The 16,745-nt window shown below is 58.5% G+C and carries 13 protein-coding genes and 1 tRNA gene; 9 read left to right on the forward strand and 5 right to left on the reverse strand.

All coding sequences use genetic code 11. The features are described 5' to 3' along the window. Window positions 1-207: 207 nt before the first annotated feature. Window positions 208-1,482: a PAN domain-containing protein gene (locus GVK95_RS02695; protein WP_244618627.1), complete on the forward strand. Its 1,275-nt coding sequence runs from the start codon at window positions 208-210 to the stop codon at window positions 1,480-1,482. A gap of 242 nt (window positions 1,483-1,724) precedes the next feature. On the opposite strand, the gene GVK95_RS02700 is transcribed toward GVK95_RS02695, so the two are convergent. After that, window positions 1,725-2,522: a hypothetical protein gene (locus GVK95_RS02700; RefSeq protein WP_159946330.1), complete on the reverse strand. Its 798-nt coding sequence runs from the start codon at window positions 2,520-2,522 to the stop codon at window positions 1,725-1,727. 240 nt (window positions 2,523-2,762) lie between these two features. Here GVK95_RS02700 and GVK95_RS02705 point away from each other — a divergent pair, with 240 nt between their 5' ends. Genes GVK95_RS02705 through GVK95_RS02720 form a run of 4 tightly spaced genes read left to right on the forward strand, consistent with a single transcriptional unit; the run spans window position 2,763 to window position 9,215 of the window. Further along, window positions 2,763-4,253, forward strand: coding sequence for a type I restriction-modification system subunit M (locus tag GVK95_RS02705; protein ID WP_159946332.1), 1,491 nt, complete (start codon window positions 2,763-2,765; stop codon window positions 4,251-4,253). Then, window positions 4,243-5,448 (forward strand): restriction endonuclease subunit S, encoded by a 1,206-nt coding sequence (locus GVK95_RS02710; RefSeq protein WP_159946334.1) that lies wholly within the window; start codon window positions 4,243-4,245, stop codon window positions 5,446-5,448. Before GVK95_RS02705 ends, GVK95_RS02710 begins: the two co-directional genes overlap by 11 nt. Before the next feature lie 7 nt (window positions 5,449-5,455). Continuing rightward, the gene (locus GVK95_RS02715) at window positions 5,456-8,470 is read left to right on the forward strand and encodes a type I restriction endonuclease subunit R (protein ID WP_159946336.1); all 3,015 of its coding nucleotides are present in this window, start codon (window positions 5,456-5,458) and stop codon (window positions 8,468-8,470) included. 1 nt (window position 8,471) lies between these two features. Then, a complete protein-coding gene (locus GVK95_RS02720; RefSeq protein WP_159946338.1) occupies window positions 8,472-9,215 on the forward strand; it encodes a SprT family zinc-dependent metalloprotease in 744 nt (247 codons plus the stop codon). Between the two features lie 99 nt (window positions 9,216-9,314). Here GVK95_RS02720 and GVK95_RS02725 read toward each other — a convergent pair whose 3' ends face one another. The 4 genes from GVK95_RS02725 to GVK95_RS02740 all read right to left on the reverse strand — a co-directional run bounded on the left by GVK95_RS02725 (window position 9,315) and on the right by GVK95_RS02740 (window position 12,935). Then, window positions 9,315-10,223: a DUF3102 domain-containing protein gene (locus GVK95_RS02725; protein WP_159946340.1), complete on the reverse strand. Its 909-nt coding sequence runs from the start codon at window positions 10,221-10,223 to the stop codon at window positions 9,315-9,317. A 203-nt stretch (window positions 10,224-10,426) separates the two neighbouring features. Further along, entirely contained in the window at window positions 10,427-10,933 is a 507-nt protein-coding gene (locus GVK95_RS02730) for a hypothetical protein (protein WP_159946342.1), read from the reverse strand. A 263-nt stretch (window positions 10,934-11,196) separates the two neighbouring features. Then, window positions 11,197-12,768 (reverse strand): tyrosine-type recombinase/integrase, encoded by a 1,572-nt coding sequence (locus GVK95_RS02735; protein ID WP_159946343.1) that lies wholly within the window; start codon window positions 12,766-12,768, stop codon window positions 11,197-11,199. Between the two features lie 92 nt (window positions 12,769-12,860). After that, window positions 12,861-12,935: transfer RNA gene (locus tag GVK95_RS02740), tRNA-Thr, on the reverse strand. Between the two features lie 165 nt (window positions 12,936-13,100). Here GVK95_RS02740 and GVK95_RS02745 point away from each other — a divergent pair. The 4 genes from GVK95_RS02745 to hisD all read left to right on the forward strand — a co-directional run bounded on the left by GVK95_RS02745 (window position 13,101) and on the right by hisD (window position 16,744). After that, the gene (locus GVK95_RS02745; RefSeq protein ID WP_159946344.1) at window positions 13,101-13,352 is read left to right on the forward strand and encodes a hypothetical protein; all 252 of its coding nucleotides are present in this window, start codon (window positions 13,101-13,103) and stop codon (window positions 13,350-13,352) included. Between the two features lie 120 nt (window positions 13,353-13,472). Then, complete coding sequence (gene murA, locus GVK95_RS02750) at window positions 13,473-14,765, forward strand: UDP-N-acetylglucosamine 1-carboxyvinyltransferase (protein ID WP_159946345.1); 1,293 nt, start codon at window positions 13,473-13,475, stop codon at window positions 14,763-14,765. Between the two features lie 144 nt (window positions 14,766-14,909). Beyond that, entirely contained in the window at window positions 14,910-15,371 is a 462-nt protein-coding gene (locus GVK95_RS02755; protein WP_159946346.1) for a DUF2948 family protein, read from the forward strand. A 74-nt stretch (window positions 15,372-15,445) separates the two neighbouring features. After that, window positions 15,446-16,744 carry a histidinol dehydrogenase gene (gene hisD / locus GVK95_RS02760; protein ID WP_159946347.1) on the forward strand — a complete coding sequence of 433 codons (1,299 nt, stop codon included), beginning with the start codon at window positions 15,446-15,448 and terminating at the stop codon, window positions 16,742-16,744. Window position 16,745: the final 1 nt, after the last annotated feature.

Raw genomic sequence — 16,745 nt, forward strand, 5'->3', positions numbered from 1 at the left:
CGCTTCCCCTGCGTTTTCCGATATCCCGCAGAACTTATTGCATGAATTGAAGATCCTGCGTGGGATGTCCCGCAAGGGCGTCAGGAGTATCCGGCGCAACCAAAGAGCCAGTTAACTGCAATCAAAAGTAGGTCACGTGTGACCATCAAGCAGCTTGCTCCTCCTGAGCCAATATAGTTTGATGAACTTGGGTAAGGGGAAGTGTTCATGAGTATGAGATTTCAAGCTGTTGTCACCAGCGCTCTTTTGTCGCTCATTTTGGCTTGGAGTGCGTTGGCCGGCGAGAAAGTATTTGGGCCTTTCATTGTCGATGATGATAACGCTGGGGTCATCGCACTGAACGGCGAGATTGACATCAATTCCGGGTTGAGCTTTCGCCGCGCGCTTCAAGCGGCACCAAATGCCAGGTTGGTTACACTCAACAGCCCAGGTGGCAATGTGCAGATGGGCCTCCTGATAGCAGACGATATCCATCAGCGTAAGCTTGCCACATATATCCCGAAGGGCAGCAGATGCCACTCTGCGTGCTCTTTCGTTTTCCTAGCGGGCAACGAACGTAAAGTCGACGGCGAACTGGGCGTCCACCAGATATCCTCGGACTCGCCGGATCTTATTGGAGCGCAGCTGGCTATTTCGGACATAATCGAAGTTCTGAACCGGTTCGGAACTCCGATGGATGTGATGCACGTCATGTTCAAGACGCCGCCGGACGACATGCATGTCTTCACCCCTGAGGAAATCGAGCGGTATCAACTGAATCGTGCAGCAGATGAGCCTGGCGGCGCAACAGTGGTAAACGTCCCGGGACCGTCCGTGGCCGCGTCCAACTCTTCCACTGCGCCGGTCAACGCACCTATCGCGTCGGCTGAAATGCCACTGACTGCAGATCGTGCGCCAGTAACCAAGTTGTCTCCGCTCGAGGAGTTCACAAAACGACCGAACCGCATAGCGGTCTATGCCGGGCTGGATCTGTTTGGCGACGACATATCCTCGCTGCGCGTTGACGACGCTGGAGCGTGTGCAAACAGCTGTCTGGTCATGGATGGCCAGTGCAAAGCGTTCACCTTCAATGCAAACCCCAAGATAAAGAGGGGGCCGAACTGCTTCCTGAAATCCAGCACTGGACGTGCCGATGGCAATAGCGTCGCCTTCTCGGGTCGCTTCCTCAGTGCAGCCGAGGAAGACCCATCAAGCCTGACGCTCGGAACAATCGATCCTCAGTCGGCTCTCTACGACGATATCGACCTACCCGGTGGTGATCTGTCACGCCGGCCGGAACGCTCGGCGAGGACGCCCCTAGACTGTCGACTTGCTTGTATCGATGAGAAGAGCTGCGTCGCCTTCACTTACATCAAGCCAAAAAAGGAATGCTGGTTGAAAGGTGCGATCGGCACGCCGATGGTTGGTAGGGGCATGGTTTCAGGATTGAAAAAGCTGGAAACGTTCGCGCCAGCAAAAATCATCAGTCTGGATCAACAATGAAAAGTGGTAACATGAACGGTGGGTGGGAACGGCCGACGCTGACCCAGGTCCAGATAATCCAGTCGCTCGCTGAAGCGCTCTCCTGGTTTGAAAAGGAAATCGGATGGGGTGTTCGCCCAAGTGAGCTCAATCATTTGACCGGGCGTATTGGCGAACTTTAACGCGATGACAGAGAAATGACGCTTGCAGCGCTTGGCTTTGCACATATTTGTGACAAGTATGCTTCGAACTCGATAAATTTCCTACGATCTTCGCTCGAATTGTGAGGCGGCAGCCATGAATTTTTCAAGCCGCGCGCCAAAGCGATCGCCAAAGTCGTGAGCAAGCACACGCAAATCCCCACCCAGCGGGCCTAGGCCGGTCAGATGACACTCGGCAGTTTCTTCCGCCGACGGCCGAATTTCTTTTGCGCCGTGTTGCCACAAATACGCGTCGATCACTCGTTCACCGCTTAAAAGATGAAATGGAGCCGGAGCGTCTGAAAGCCAGTGGTTGACGTCGGTTGCCAGTGTTTCAAAACCTGCAAATTGCAGCCTTTTATAGAAATCAATCCCACGCTGCTTGGTGGAAAAAGGAACTGTTTGATGTCCTGTCGCACTGTTTTTTGTCTTGACGGCCCTTGCTGCATAACTATCAAACATAGTCCAGTGACGAGGGCTAACGAACCAAACCAGCTTTGTGACGCCTGAAACAAAATCGTTGTGAGTTACCGCTTCTTCTATTCGTTCTGGCGGGTTTAGTTCACTAACGATATTTAGGCATATCTCGAATTTCGATGAAAGATTTCCAGTGAAGTCACCCATATCAGAGTGGTGATTGATCAATGCTGCAATTCTTTCTGCAGCTAAATTATCGTAATTCCCGTGAGCGTCTTTACCAGAGCTTCGGATCCCTCGCGCAACGCCATAGTTCTTCGCAATAGATCGGACGCAGGCGCCGCTGAGCCTGTTGGCTTGCCGTGTCACCCGGCTGATATGCAGTAAGTCATAACTCAGCCACCAGCGGTGATATTGAACGAGTGCAAGCGCGGCCTTCGACAAAGACGTAGACTCCAAACTATCCCCCTTTACACTTTATCTGAGTGCCCCCGATCAAGGTCTCGGGAGAGTTTCGAATTTTCAATCACGCAATACTTGGCTTGACTACAAGTGCCTGTCCGCAGCTCGACCGCAAATTGTGTCGCAAATTTCTATTCGCTTTATTGCATTTGTCCAGATAATTTGCCGGCGCGCGGCGATTTGGTAAGATCGGCCTGCGGCTGATGCAAGGGATGAGCATAAATGACAACGTTGAGCTTGGCGCAGCTGGAAACCCATCTCTGGCGGGCGGCGGATATCCTGCGGGGATCGATCGATTCGGGCGATTACAAGCACTACATTTTCGGTCTTCTATTCTTCAAGCGCCTCTCGGATGTCTGGGAGGAAGAGTATGAGGAGCGGCTGGCGCGTTATCACGATGCCGATCTGGCGGCTGATCCCGATGAGCACCGCTTCGATATTCCCAAGGGCCATTTCTGGAAGGATGTGCGCAAGCACACGACCGATATCGGCACCCATCTGAACGCTGCCTTCCGCGCCATTGAAGACGCGAACATGAAGCTGCGCGGCGTCTTCCAGGATGTCGATTTCAACAACAAGGAGCGCTTTCCGGATGCCATGCTGGAAAAGCTGCTGCAGCATTTCGAGACCTACCGGTTGCGCAATGCCGATGTCGAGCCGGATGTTCTGGGCCAGGCCTATGAATATCTGATCGCGCAGTTTGCCGATGACGCCGGCAAGAAGGGCGGCGAGTTCTATACGCCGAAGATGGTCGTGCGGCTGATCGTCGAATGCCTGAAGCCGGACGAAGGCATGTCAATCTATGACCCGACCTGCGGTTCGGGCGGCATGCTCCTGGAGGCGGTGCATCATCTGGAGCGGCAGGGCAAGAACCCCAAAAGCCTGTCGCTGTTCGGCCAGGAGCGGAACCTTAACACCTGGGCCATCTGCCAGATGAACCTGTTCCTGCATGATATCGATGATGCGCAAGTGGCACGCGGCGACACGTTGCTGGAGCCGAAACACCTGACGGGCGACAGCGTGAAGGCCATCCGCACTTTTGACCGGGTGCTGGCCAATCCGCCGTTTTCGCTGAAAAGCTGGGGCCATGATGTCTGGTCGAAGGGCGATGTTTTTGGCCGCGACCGTTATGGCTGCCCGCCGAAATCCTATGGCGACCTTGCCTTCGTGCAGCATATGGTAGCGAGCCTCAAGGAAGACGGCATCTGCGGCGTGGTGCTGCCGCATGGCGTGCTGTTTCGCGGCGGGGCCGAGGGCAAGATCCGCGAGGGGCTGATCAAGGATGACCTGATCGAGGCCGTCATCGGCCTGGCACCCAACCTGTTCTACGGCGCGAGCATTCCGGCCTGTATCCTGATCTTGCGAAAACAGAAGCCGCTGCCACGGAAGGGCCAGATCCTGGTCGTCAACGGCGCCGCGCAGTTCGTCGAAGGCAAGGCGCAGAACTATCTGTCGGAGGCCAATGTCGCGACGCTGGCCAAGGCTTTTGGCGATTTTGCTGATGCCGAGCGGCTGGCGCGGCTGGTGCCGGTGAGCGAAATCGAAGCGAATGATTTCAACCTCAATATCAGCCGCTATGTGCATCTGGGCGAAGAGGCGGAGGAGGTCGATGTCGCGGCGGAAGTGGAAAAGCTGGTTGAGCTCCAGGCCGAGCGAGATGCGGCAGAAGCGCGAATGATGGGCTTTCTGCGGGAGCTTGGCTATGTCGCATGAGGTTCCGAGCGGGTGGATCGAAACTGAGCTTTCAAGCCGTTTGGATGTTAACTGGGGCGATACCTCGATCACAAAAGCGGCCTATACGGATGATGGTTATCTCACATTCAGTGCCAGCGGAGCCGATGGCAGGCTACCGTTTTTCCACTTTGATTCTGAGGCGGTCGTGGTGAGTGCAATCGGCGCTAACAGCGGTCGATGCTTTTTCGCGCGAGGAAAATGGAGCGCAATTAAGAACACCATAACCGTTATTGACGATGGACGAAGTGATAGCGACATCCTTTTCGCTTACTACCTGCTGAACAACAAAGACTCTTGGCCTGTCGACGGGGGCGCCCAACCTTTCATTGGATTGAAAAAGGCCCGTCAGATGAGGCACTTGTGGCCCCCACTCCACGAACAGCGACGGATCGCCGAAATCCTGTCCAGCGTCGATGAGGCCATTGCGGTAACGCGCGCGGTGGTCGAGCAGACCAGAAAGGTCAAACAGGGCGTGCTGGAACGCCTGCTCACCAAAGGCATCGGCCACACGCGTTTCAAGCAGACGCAGGTCGGGGAGATCCCGGAGGGATGGGACGTCGTTGAACTGCAAGGTGTTGCGTCAGTTCGCACTGGACTTGCCAAAAACAAGAAGGAGATCCCCGACGCAGTCGAGTTACCATATTTGCGGGTCGCCAACGTGCAGGACGGGTATGTTGATCTTTCCGATCTACAGACCATCTCCGTCAGCCGTGGCCAATTCGAGCGTTACAGCCTTCGTAAGGGCGACGTTCTGATGACTGAGGGCGGTGACTACGACAAACTGGGGCGGGGCGATGTCTGGGACGGCTCCGTCGAGCCGTGCCTGCATCAGAATCATGTGTTCGCGGTTCGCGCTGACCAGGAGCGACTTATCCCAGAGTTTTTGGCAACACTAACCGCGTCTCGAAGCGGTAAAGCCTATTTCCAGTCGTGCTCCAAGCGAAGCACCAACCTAGCCTCAATCAATTCGACACAGGTGAAGCAGTTTCCAGTCAGACTACCAGACCTCAGCGAGCAGTCCGAAATCGTTAGGATTTCAAAGTCGTTCGACGCCGCGATTTCGGTTGCGACCTCGAGGCTTAGCCAGCAGTTGCAGTTGAAATCCGCGCTCATGTCTGACCTCCTCACCGGCCGCAAGCGTGTCACCGACGCTCTTCCCATGGCAGCGGAGTAAGCGCCCCATGAGCCACGGCCCCGAATGGCATTTTGCCGAGCGTCCGACGATCGAGCATCTGAAGGCCATGGGCTATGGCTTCGTGGCACCGGCAGAGCACGCCACTCTTCGCGACGGCGAAAACCAGGTTCTGTTTCGCCCGCAGCTGATTGAGGCGCTGATGCGCATCAACGGGATCGACCGCACCTCGGCTGAGGCCGCCTATGGGGAGCTTGCGGCGATCAGCGACAACGAGGCTTGGCTGAAGGTGCTGCGCGGCGATTATGCCCGCAAGGTGACCGGCCAAGAGACGCGCCAGACGCTGCGGGTGATCGATTTTCTCGACACGGCCAACAACCGGTTTTGCGTGACGCATCAGTTGCGGGTGAAGGCGGAGAACACTCGCAAGCCTGATGTCGTCATTTATGTGAACGGCATTCCGCTTGTTGTGATCGAGGCGAAAAGCCCGCTCAACATCAAGGACAAGACCGGCGAGGCGTTCGAGCAGATCAGGCAATATGAGCAGGACATTCCGCGCCTGTTCTTCTCCAATGTCTTCAACATTGTGACCGATGGCGCCCTGGTGCTTTATGGCGCGACCGGATCCGGCTCGAAATACTACGCCTGTTGGCGCGATCCCTGGCCTAAGGTGGAGGGTGATTTCCCCGACACGCTCGCCAAGGGCCTCTGGTGCCTGCTGGAGCCGAACCGTCTGCTCGACCTGATCGCGCATTACGTCGTCTTCGAAAAGACCGAGACCGGCACGATCAAGAAGATTTGCCGCTACCAGCAGTTCCGCGCCGTCAACCGTATCGTCGAGCGCGTGATTGAGGGCAAGCATCGGCAGGGGCTGATCTGGCACACCCAGGGCAGCGGTAAATCGCTGACCATGGTTTTTGCCGCGCTGAAGCTGAAGACGCACAGGACGATCCAGTCCGAGGCGCTGACCAACCCGAACATTCTGGTGCTGACCGACCGGGTGGACCTGCACAGCCAGATCAGCGGCACCTTTGTCGCCTGCGGCCTGCCAAACCCGACGGCGATCGAGAGCATTAGGGATCTGCACGCGCTGATCCGCAGCGGCAAGGACGGACACACCGCGCTTTCCACCATCTTCAAATTTCAGGGCTCGAAGGAGGCGATTGCTAACTCGGAAAACTGGATCGTGATGGTGGACGAGGCGCACCGCACCCAGGAAAAGGATCTCGGCGCTTATCTGCGCGCGACGCTGCCCAACGCCCACTTCTTTGGCTTCACCGGGACGCCGGTGAAGAAGGACGACAAGAACACCTACGAGAACTTCGGCGTGCAAGGCGAAGGCTATCTCGACAAATATGGCATCGATGACGCCGTGGCCGACGGCGCGACCGTGCCGATCTACTACACCGGGCGCAAGACCGACTGGCATATTGATGAGGCCAAGATCGACATCCTGTTCGACACCTGGTTTGCCGAGCTGGACGACGACAAGCTCAACGAGATCAAGAAGCGCGGCGTGCAGATCGAAGATCTGGTCAAGCATCCGCGCCGCATTGAACTGATCGCCTACGACATCTGGACGCATTTCAAGCAATATGCCCAGCCTGACGGCTTCAAGGCGCAGATCGTAGCCATCGATCGCGAGGCGGTGATCCTCTACAAGCAGGCGCTGACCAAGGTCATCGCCGAAGACCTCAAGGCCGAGGGCATGGAGCCCGCCGAGTCGCTCGCCCGCGCCGATGCCATGTCGGCCTGCGTCTATTCGATCAACCAGGAAGACAGCAAGCCGAGCGAGGATGCGCACAAGCAGGCGATCCGCACTGAGCTGAAGGCGCATTATCTGGATGCCGAGGCCGAAAAGCTGGCGAAGAAGGCCTTTGGCCGCCAGGGCGACGATCCGCAGTTCCTGATCGTCTGCGACAAGCTGCTGACCGGCTTCGACTGCCCGATCGAGAGCGTAATGTATCTCGATAAGCCGCTCAAGGAACACGGCCTGCTGCAGGCGATTGCCCGCACCAATCGCGTCTCTGACGCCAGGAAGCGCAACGGGCTGATCGTTGATTACATCGGCGTCTCCGGCCATTTGGAGGAGGCGCTTTCCTCCTACCGCGCCGATGACGTGAAGAACGCCATGCGCGACCTAGACGATCTGCGCAACCAGCTGCGGGCAGCGCATTCCGCCGTCGCCGCGCTGATGAAGTCTGTGAAACGCAAGGCGAGCGACAAGGACGGACTGAAGGCGGAATATGATGCCTTCGTGAAGCTGCTCGGCACCGAGGACAAGTGGTTCGACTTCAAGGCTAAGGCGCGCAGCTTCATAGCGCTCTATGAAACGCTGAGCCCGGACCCGAGCGTTCTCGAGTTCACCACCGATCTGAAATGGGTCGCCAATTTCCTGCTCTATGGCACGCAGCACTTCGAAAAGCGTCAGGCCTTCGACCAGATGAACTACAGCGAGAAGATCCGCGAGATGCTGGAAAAGCATCTGGAAGCGACGGGTCTGAGCGTCACCGTGAAGCTGCGCCACATCACCGATCCGGAATTCTGGGAGGATTTCGATCCTGAGGGCAAGACCGAGGAAGACTTGATGACCGCAGCGATCCGTAAGACGACGGAGTTGCGCAAGACCGTCACCGAGCGGATTGACGACAGCCCGCACCAATACGGCAAGTTCTCCGAGCGCTTGCGCCAGCTTCTGGAAAAGCTCGAAAGCGCGCAGATCTCCTGGTCGGAGAAGTTGAAGGCAGCGGAAGAGGTGGCGAAGGACATCACCGCTGAGGACGCCGCGCATGTCGAAGCAGGCCTCTCTCCCGGCGCCTATGGCATCCTGCAGATCCTCAACGGCTTCACCTCGGGGCCGGAGGGTGAGGATTTGGCAATCCGATTGGAGGGGCTCTACACCAATCAGGTGACGGCACCGTTCGGCTGGTGGGAGAAGGATGGTTTGCGCCGGAGCTTGCGGCAGCAGGTGCGCTCCATGGCGCATGAGGCCGGCCTGACACAGCTCAGGGCGATCCCGGAAGAGGTCGAGGCCTACGCGCTCAAGCATTTCGCGGGGCAGTGACATGGCCGTCTATCGCATCGGCAGCCAAGAGATCGAATACACTCTGCGGCGATCGCCCAGGGCGCGCAAAGCGAGCCTCAGCGTCACGCCAAAATCCTTCGAGCTCCTGGTGCCGGAAGGCGCGACCGACGAGCAGATCGGCGCCGTGCTGAACCGTCGGCGCGCATGGATCATCGAAACCGTGCAGCACATGGCAGAACGCGCCAAGGCGCAGACACGCGTCTACCAGTTCGTGACCGGCGCCAAGATCCCCTATCGCGGCCGCATGACAAGGCTCACCATCGAACCCTTCGACGGCTCCCTGGTCGAGGTGAGTTACCGCAACGGTTTCCAGATCCGCAAGCCCGCCCACCTCTCGCCGGAGTCATCCGACACCATCATCGAGAGCGCGCTCCGTCTCTGGCTGAAACGCCGCGTGCGCGACGACGCCCGCGATTTTGTGCGCAAGCATGGCGAACGCCATGGGCTGAAGCCGCGCGGCGTGCAGGTCAAGGACCAGAAGCACATGTGGGGCAGCTGCGGCCAGGACCGGCAGATCAACCTCAACTGGCACCTGATCTTTGCACCGAAGCCTGTGCTGGAATACGCCGTGGTCCACGAGATGTGCCATCTGAAGCACCGCAACCACGAGCCGGAATTCTGGGACCTCGTCGGGCGCGTGCTGCCGGACTGGCAGGAGCGCAAGGCCTGGCTGGATAAGAACGAGCATATGCTGGGTTGGGAGAAGGTGGAGACGACGACGTAGTTCGATCGGCTGCAGGTGGTCGAGGTCCGATAGCATCCACGCAATTTAAATGGCCCGCAGTCTTCGCTGCGGACCTATGCATCGATTTGGCTTGGTCGTTCACGCGTTCTGCATGGCCTGCTTAAACTTCTCAAAATCAACCTTCAGGATGATTTCACGAAACTCGTCGAACTTGTCGGCAAGCCGCTTCTTGAGGATCGTTGCGGCCTTTGTCGCAAATGTCTCCATTTCCTGCTGCCGCTGCATCAGCTCTTCGGCAGCCCGCTGACTCCTTTGCGCCCTGGTCTTCTCTTCGTCGGCCAGCTTTTCACGCTTGCGATCCTTGCGGGCCTTCTTTGCGTTCCAACGATTTCTTTCTGCCGTGATGTCCTCATCGGATCTCCCTGCAGCCTGCAACTCTCTTTCGCGGGCACTCCAAGCCTTCGCTTCTTCCTGTTCTGCGCGCACCTGATCCCGCTTCTTCCGTTCTTCTCCCTTCGCGGATGCGAGGCGAGCTTCGATTTCCTTCTGCGAAGGTGTGGCGCCGGCTGCGATTTGATTTACGACGGACTGCCGCACCTCCAGCGGCGCGCCCTTTGCGGCAAGCTTGTAGACGGTGGCTGGTGGCAAGAGATCAACAACCTTGGGAGTATCGGCGAATGCTGCGGCCGCGTTCATGAAATTTTGCGCTGTTCGCTCGGACATATTGAAATGGAACGTCAGCCACGCGCCGAACTTGCCATGTCGGAGTTTCTCTTTAATTGCGATCAGGTCGCTTCCCGTGTCGATAATGCTCCCCCGCAGCCGGTCGCGGATCTTTCGCGCAGCTTCCTCTGCTTCTGCGGCAACAGCCTCCGACACACCGGAGTAGTCAAACCTGGTCTCCAACGTGTCCCTGGGCTCCGTCGCCTCGTCAGCTTTGGGGGCTGGTTCGATAGGCGCCAGCGCTATTTCCATCTCGATCACCGGGTTATTTCCGGAGAGATCAAAATCGTTGAGTGCAAGATCTTGAAGGTCGTAGCTGGTCATGTTCTGTGTTCCTGATTGTCGGGTAGAATTTGATAACCGCAATGGTTGCGGATTCGAGAAAAGGGTAGGCGTTCCCGTGCCAGAACCGAGGCGGTGGTCTGGTTGAAACTGGACACGCGAATAGGTTGGTCGAGTGTCGACCGCATGCTCAGGGTATTTGAGTAAGGAACCCGGCGTTCCCGGCGGGCGTTTCTAAGCGGGCGTCAATCCGCACCAACATTCCATTTTGGAAATGTCCATCGCACCTGAGTGTCGAGTTCAGTCAGCATCTTTTGAAGTTTTATGATTTGAGCAACTGCGCTTTTTCGCGCAGTTGCTTCCGAAAGGTCGGATTCCTCGATCTCGCGGATCCTGCTTTGAATCTCTGCGCGCTTATAGTCGTTGAGATCCTGGGTGAGGGTGCTGACCACGTCGCCGAGCAGATCGATAACCATTTCGGCTTTCCCGAGCGAGTTGGAGGCGAGCCGCTTCTGCCCTTCTTCGAGAGCATCGTCAGCGAGCGGCAGGAGCGGACCATCGTTGGAGAAATCCCACCAATTGTCGCCGAGCATCAAAAAGTGATCGCCAAATCCAGATCTATTCGTTTCACTAAAAAAGTCGGAAAGGGGTTTTACATACGTCGCCGCCGCCAGAGCATTCTCCGCAGCCTTTTTTGCTTGCTTCTTGCGTGCCCGCAGCTCGCGCATTCGTTCGGTCGATGTCTTTGTCATAGTGCGTCTCCTATAGCGTCACCATAGGGTGACAGTGACGGCGACGTCAATGGGCGAGCTGATTTTTTTATTCTCATCGAACGTGCATGAGTTTTTCCCAGGGATCCCATCAGCTTCAGCCTTTCCCCCTGACGGCTCAGTGCGTCTCCATGCGAGCGTTGATGCCTCGGTTCTGGCGCGCGGAATTTCCAGTCCACACGATGCAGAATCGCTGACCGCATCTGGGCCTGTGCGCCAGTCTGGCGCCTGGGCCAAGCGCATACCTAAACGGCAAAGAACGGCAGCCTATCAATGGCTTTCTTCTTGGCAATCACGGTGACGTCACCGTAGTCTTCCCCAGCAGTTCTCGATGCGTGACCAGCAATGGCATCCAGGATTCGGCTGTCTATCTCGACCTCCCGGCCGGTCGTCTTGAAGGCGTGACGCCATCCATGGTTCGGCGAAACTTCGTCAGGGATAATGCCTTCCTTCTGCAGCCAGTTTGAGATGCGCCCAGATACCGTTTGGGCCGGATCTGCCTTCCGTTTGCCGGCCATAACTGGATAGAAAAGTGGCCCAGATGGCGAGGTCTCTACAAATTCTAGAAATCCCTTATCAATGATTTGCTTGTGAAGTGGAACGTCCCGATACTGCCGTGTCTTTACCTTGCCAGCCTCGGGCGTGATCCGCATGACCGCAGTATCACCTTCCATCCGTATATCTTCTTTGCGCAGCTGCGTAATTTCAGAAATCCGGGCACCCGAAAAGGCGCAAAGGAGCGGAGCCCAGTTCTTCGCTGCACTCGTCTGCGGCTTTTCTTGTGTCTGGGGATTGCTCGATGGTTTCGGTTGGTAGGCGAGGGAGAACTTCAGGATCCGGGTAGCTTCGTCTCGCGTGAAGCCTTTGGGGCGGTTCAGCACCTTGGGCGCAACCTTTAGCTTTATGGTTGAGGCAGGGTTCTCGTCCAGTAGGTCGTTCGAGATGGCCCAGTTGAAGACCGCGTTCACGGCCGTCAGATAGACGTCTTTGACGGTGCGTGGAGATAGCGTCTTTATCTTGGTGTCTTTCCAGGCAACCAACGTCTTCTTATTTATCTTCCGCGCGTCCTTTGTTTTCGCGAAGGCAATGAGGTCTTCAATCACGGGCCTCCAGCGTTTCTCGGCCTCGGTCCCTTTGCCGTTTGCCTTCAATTCCGTGATGTAGCGATCGAACAGATTCCTCAATTCGACAGGCGGCAACTCGTCCACTTGGATCTCCGCCGCTACAAGCATCGGGCTGTTTGGTTGTCCGGTATAGTCTCCTTCATCGCGCTCGGCGGCGCGCGCAAGCGCCTCGAGCTCCGACCCACAAAGAGCCATTGCCAGCCCGCGCCATTCGGGTGTGCCCTGGCTTGCCGTTGTGTTTCCAAGTTGCGTGTATCGAGTAATACGTTGCCCAACGAGTGTCTCAAGCACACTGTCCGTAAGTCTGCCTGCTGCACCTTCGCGCAGCATTGCTACCAGTCGATCATCGATCCCGACGCTGGCATAGGCATGGCTCGTCTGACGAAGCTCGGAGTCGAAGGCCAATCGTTCATGGTAGTTTCTCAAGGCGATCTGATCGACCGGCAGTGGATACCGCCCATACTCCACTGGCTTGCCTTGCTGCAAGGCTGCTTTCTCTGCAGCTTGCAAGATCTTGAATCGCAACTGGGCTACTGCTGAGTAGAGCTTGGAAATGGCAATCTTGCGATCAGGACCTAACGGTTCGCGCAATTCGGTCCGATCGTTAAGGTAGGGTCTCAACGCATTCGGGATAACCAGTCGCGCAAAATAGCGACCGTCTCGATTCAACAAATGGCGTAGCTGGCGGGCCATTGAACTCTTCCATTCTGTAACGTCGTTTGTAACGGAAGAATGAGCATAATGCCCTGGAATGCAAGGGCTTCAATGATTTCAATGGGATGGAATGGTGCTGCTAGAGAGATTTGAACTCTCGGCCTCTCCCTTACCAAGGGAGTGCTCTACCCCTGAGCTATAGCAGCATCCGGCGAAGCGGACAGTCGTCGCTTCGGAACGAGGGGCCTATTGCCATAGCTTGATGGCGAGTGCAAGCCGCAAATCGAAATAGGTCTGCAAGATTTGTGTTTTGCACCGCTCAGCTTGCGAAGTCTCTGGCCAGGGATGCGGTTTTTCGCTATCAGGGCGGCATGAGCGATGATCAGAAAATCCCGGAAAACCAAGGTTTTTCCACCGCGGCCGCGAAAACCCCGCAAGGGGCGGCGGAAAACGGCGGCAAGCCGCAGCAACTGACCGAGGCCGATCATCGTCGTCTGCGGGCGGCCAAGAAGCTCAAGGAAAATCTCCAGCGTCGCAAACAGCAGCAGCGCGCGCGCCGCGCCGGCGAGGCCGATGATACCGATGGCCTGCCTGCCGCAAATTCGTCCAAACCTGCTGATTAAAGGCGAGTGTATGCGGCGAATTGAACCGCTGCCGCTTTTCGTCTAAACACCCATCCTCGCCATCTGGCGTCATCCCTTATTGTTCAGGAAAGGCGGGCTCTGCCCGTATCGTAGGCTTACATGGATCGCATCAGGATTGTCGGTGGCAATGAGCTCAACGGGATCATCCCGATTTCCGGCGCCAAGAATGCGGCCCTGCCGCTGATGATCGCCTCGCTTCTGACGTCCGATACACTGACGCTGGAAAACGTCCCGCATCTGGCCGACGTCGAAAATCTTCTGCGCATCCTCGGCAATCACGGTGTCGACGTCTCGGTCAACGGCCGCCGCGAACACCAGGACGGCTCCTATTCGCGCACGGTGCATTTCACCTGCCGCACGATCGCCGAGACCACCGCTCCTTACGAGCTGGTGTCGAAGATGCGCGCCAGTTTCTGGGTCATCGGACCGCTGCTCGCCCGCGAAGGCAGAGCGCGCGTCTCGCTGCCGGGCGGTTGCGCCATCGGCACGCGTCCGGTCGACCTCTTCCTCGAAGGCCTGGCTGCGCTCGGCGCCGAGCTTGAAATCGACAGCGGCTATATCAATGCAACCGCGCCGAAGGGCGGCCTGATCGGCGCCAACTACACCTTCCCGAAGGTTTCGGTCGGCGCAACCCATGTCATGCTGATGGCGGCCTCGCTTGCCCGCGGCACCACCGTGATCGGCAATGCCGCCCGCGAGCCGGAAGTGGTCGATCTCGCCAACTGCCTGATCGCCATGGGCGCCAAGATCACCGGCGCCGGCACCTCGACCATTACCATCGAAGGCGTGACCAGCCTGTCGGGCGCCCGCCACCGCGTCCTGCCGGACCGCATCGAGACCGGCACCTATGCCATGGCGGTCGCCATGACCGGCGGTGACGTGACGCTGGCCGGCACCGATATCACGCTGCTGGATACCGCCGTCGAGGCGATCCGCCGCGCCGGCGCCGAGCTGATCGCGGTCGACAACGGCATCCGCGTCATTGGCCATGGCAATGTCATCCGCCCGGTCGACATCGTCACCGAGCCTTTCCCCGGTTTCCCGACCGACCTGCAGGCGCAGTTCATGGGCCTGATGACCCGCGCCCAGGGTGTGTCGCATGTCACCGAGACGATCTTCGAAAACCGCTTCATGCATGTGCAGGAACTGGCCCGCCTCGGCGCCAAGATCACCCTGTCTGGCCAGACGGCGCGCATCGAGGGCGTGACGCGCCTGCGTGGCGCTCCGGTCATGGCAACCGACCTGCGCGCCTCGGTGTCGCTGGTCATTGCCGGCCTGGCCGCCGAAGGCGAAACCATGGTCAGCCGTGTCTACCATCTTGATCGCGGCTTCGAGCGCCTGGAAGAGAAACTCACCCGTTGCGGCGCCGTGGTCGAACGCATCAGCGATTGATCGGCCCCCAAGTCTTTTTGCCCCATTGCCCGGTTGCCACTGGACAAGCGGCAACCTATGTCAAAAGGATGTGAGGCAGTCGCAGGACGGACGCGGTCGCAAAGATCCGCCGCCTGGGGCTGCCGTTGATACGGGCAGGATGACATGACGGATTTGAAGCTTCTGGCGCTTGATACGGATGATCTCTCGATCATCTCCGCCCATATGCAGGATGCGGTGTTCAAGACCGGCGATCTGGCCTTTGCCCCGCGTCCCGGCCTGTTTTCCCTGACGGTCAATCGTTTCGTCTGGGAAAAGGCCGATGCTTCGGCCCGGGGATTGGTGAAGGGGGCCGACAAGGGTTATGAGCGCCATCGTGCGGTGCTTGGCTTCAAGCGCGTTTCGGCCGTGCGCTCGATCGGCTTTGACCGCAGCGGCGCCGACGAGGTCCTGTCGCTGCTGGCCATCCGCTTTGTCGCCAAGGGCGAGGGACCTGATGGCGTCATCGAACTGGTCCTGTCCGGTTCTGGCATGATCGCGCTTGATGTGGAATGCATCGAGGCACAGCTGACCGATACCGGCGGCGCCTGGGGCACGGGGTCCAGACCGGACCACAAGGCCGACTGACACGGATTTGACGGACGCGCCGGTTGGGATCTGGTGACGGGTCGCACGACATATTGAGAAGGAAGAGTGGGGACGTGGCAATCTGGCTGGATCAGGCATCAGGCGATTTCGAGACGCGCTTTGCCGCATTTCTGACGACCAAGCGCGAAGTCTCCGACGACGTCAATGATGTGGTGCGCAAGATCATCGACGACGTGCGCGCCCGTGGCGATGCGGCGCTCGCCGATTATTCGCTGAAGTTCGACGGCATCGATTTCGCTCAGGTGGCGATGCGTGTCACCGAGGCCGAGATCGCCGAGGCGACCGCCGGCATCGCGCCGGAACTGCTCGATGCCCTGACGCTCGCCGCCGAGCGCATCGAGCGCCATCATGCCCGCCAGATGCCGAAGGACGATATCTACGAGGACGCCATCGGCGTCGGCCTCGGCTCGCGCTGGACGGCGATCGATGCTGTCGGGCTTTATGTGCCGGGCGGCACGGCCAGCTATCCGAGTTCGGTGCTGATGAATGCCCTGCCGGCCAAGGTTGCCGGCGTGCCGCGTGTCGTCATGGTCGTGCCGGCCTCCGGCGGCACCATCAACCCGACGGTGCTGGCCGCTGCCCAGATCGCCGGCGTCACCGAGATCTACCGCATCGGTGGTGCGCAGGCGGTGGCAGCCCTTGCCTACGGCACCGAGACGATCGCGCCGGTCGCCAAGATCGTCGGCCCGGGCAATGCCTATGTGGCGGCCGCCAAGCGCCAGGTCTTCGGTACGGTCGGCATCGACATGATCGCCGGTCCTTCCGAAGTGCTGGTGATTGCCGACAGCGACAACAATCCCGACTGGCTGGCCGCCGATCTTCTCGCCCAGGCCGAACATGATCCGGGCGCCCAGTCGATCCTGATGACCGATGATGCCGACTTCGGCAAGGCGGTCGAAGACGCCGTCGAACGTCAGCTGAAGTCGCTGAGCCGCGCCGAAACGGCAGCGGCCAGCTGGCGTGACTTCGGTGCGGTGATCAAGGTGGACAGCATTGACGCCTCCGTGCCGCTCGCCAACCGCATTGCCGCCGAACATCTGGAACTGGCCGTGGCCGATCCCGAGCCGCTGATCAAGGCGATCCGCAATGCCGGTGCGATCTTTGTCGGCCGCCATACGCCGGAAGTGATCGGCGATTATGTCGGCGGATCGAACCATGTGCTGCCGACCGCCCGTTCGGCCCGGTTCTCCTCGGGTCTTTCGGTGCTCGATTATGTCAAGCGCACCTCGATCCTGAGGCTCGGTGCCGAACAATTGCGCCAGCTGGCACCGGCGGCCATTGCGCTGGCAAAATCGGAAGGCCTCGACGCCCATGCGCGTTCGGTGGCGATCCGCCTCAATCTCGAAGGGTGAG

Source organism: Rhizobium sp. 18065, from assembly GCF_902706095.1.
In the GTDB taxonomy this organism is placed as follows: domain Bacteria; phylum Pseudomonadota; class Alphaproteobacteria; order Rhizobiales; family Rhizobiaceae; genus Allorhizobium.

Excerpts from the sequence above, each read along its gene's own strand:
- GVK95_RS02705 (WP_159946332.1), top strand. The coding sequence starts at position 2,763 with ATGACAACGTTGAGCTTGGCGCAGCTGGAAACCCATCTCTGGCGGGCG.
- GVK95_RS02735 (WP_159946343.1), bottom strand. The coding sequence starts at position 12,768 with ATGGCCCGCCAGCTACGCCATTTGTTGAATCGAGACGGTCGCTATTTT.
- GVK95_RS02720 (WP_159946338.1), top strand. The coding sequence starts at position 8,472 with ATGGCCGTCTATCGCATCGGCAGCCAAGAGATCGAATACACTCTGCGG.
- GVK95_RS02745 (WP_159946344.1), top strand. The coding sequence starts at position 13,101 with ATGAGCGATGATCAGAAAATCCCGGAAAACCAAGGTTTTTCCACCGCG.
- GVK95_RS02710 (WP_159946334.1), top strand. The coding sequence starts at position 4,243 with ATGTCGCATGAGGTTCCGAGCGGGTGGATCGAAACTGAGCTTTCAAGC.
- murA (WP_159946345.1), top strand. The coding sequence starts at position 13,473 with ATGGATCGCATCAGGATTGTCGGTGGCAATGAGCTCAACGGGATCATC.
- GVK95_RS02755 (WP_159946346.1), top strand. The coding sequence starts at position 14,910 with ATGACGGATTTGAAGCTTCTGGCGCTTGATACGGATGATCTCTCGATC.
- GVK95_RS02730 (WP_159946342.1), bottom strand. The coding sequence starts at position 10,933 with ATGACAAAGACATCGACCGAACGAATGCGCGAGCTGCGGGCACGCAAG.
- GVK95_RS02695 (WP_244618627.1), top strand. The coding sequence starts at position 208 with ATGAGTATGAGATTTCAAGCTGTTGTCACCAGCGCTCTTTTGTCGCTC.
- GVK95_RS02715 (WP_159946336.1), top strand. The coding sequence starts at position 5,456 with ATGAGCCACGGCCCCGAATGGCATTTTGCCGAGCGTCCGACGATCGAG.
- GVK95_RS02725 (WP_159946340.1), bottom strand. The coding sequence starts at position 10,223 with ATGACCAGCTACGACCTTCAAGATCTTGCACTCAACGATTTTGATCTC.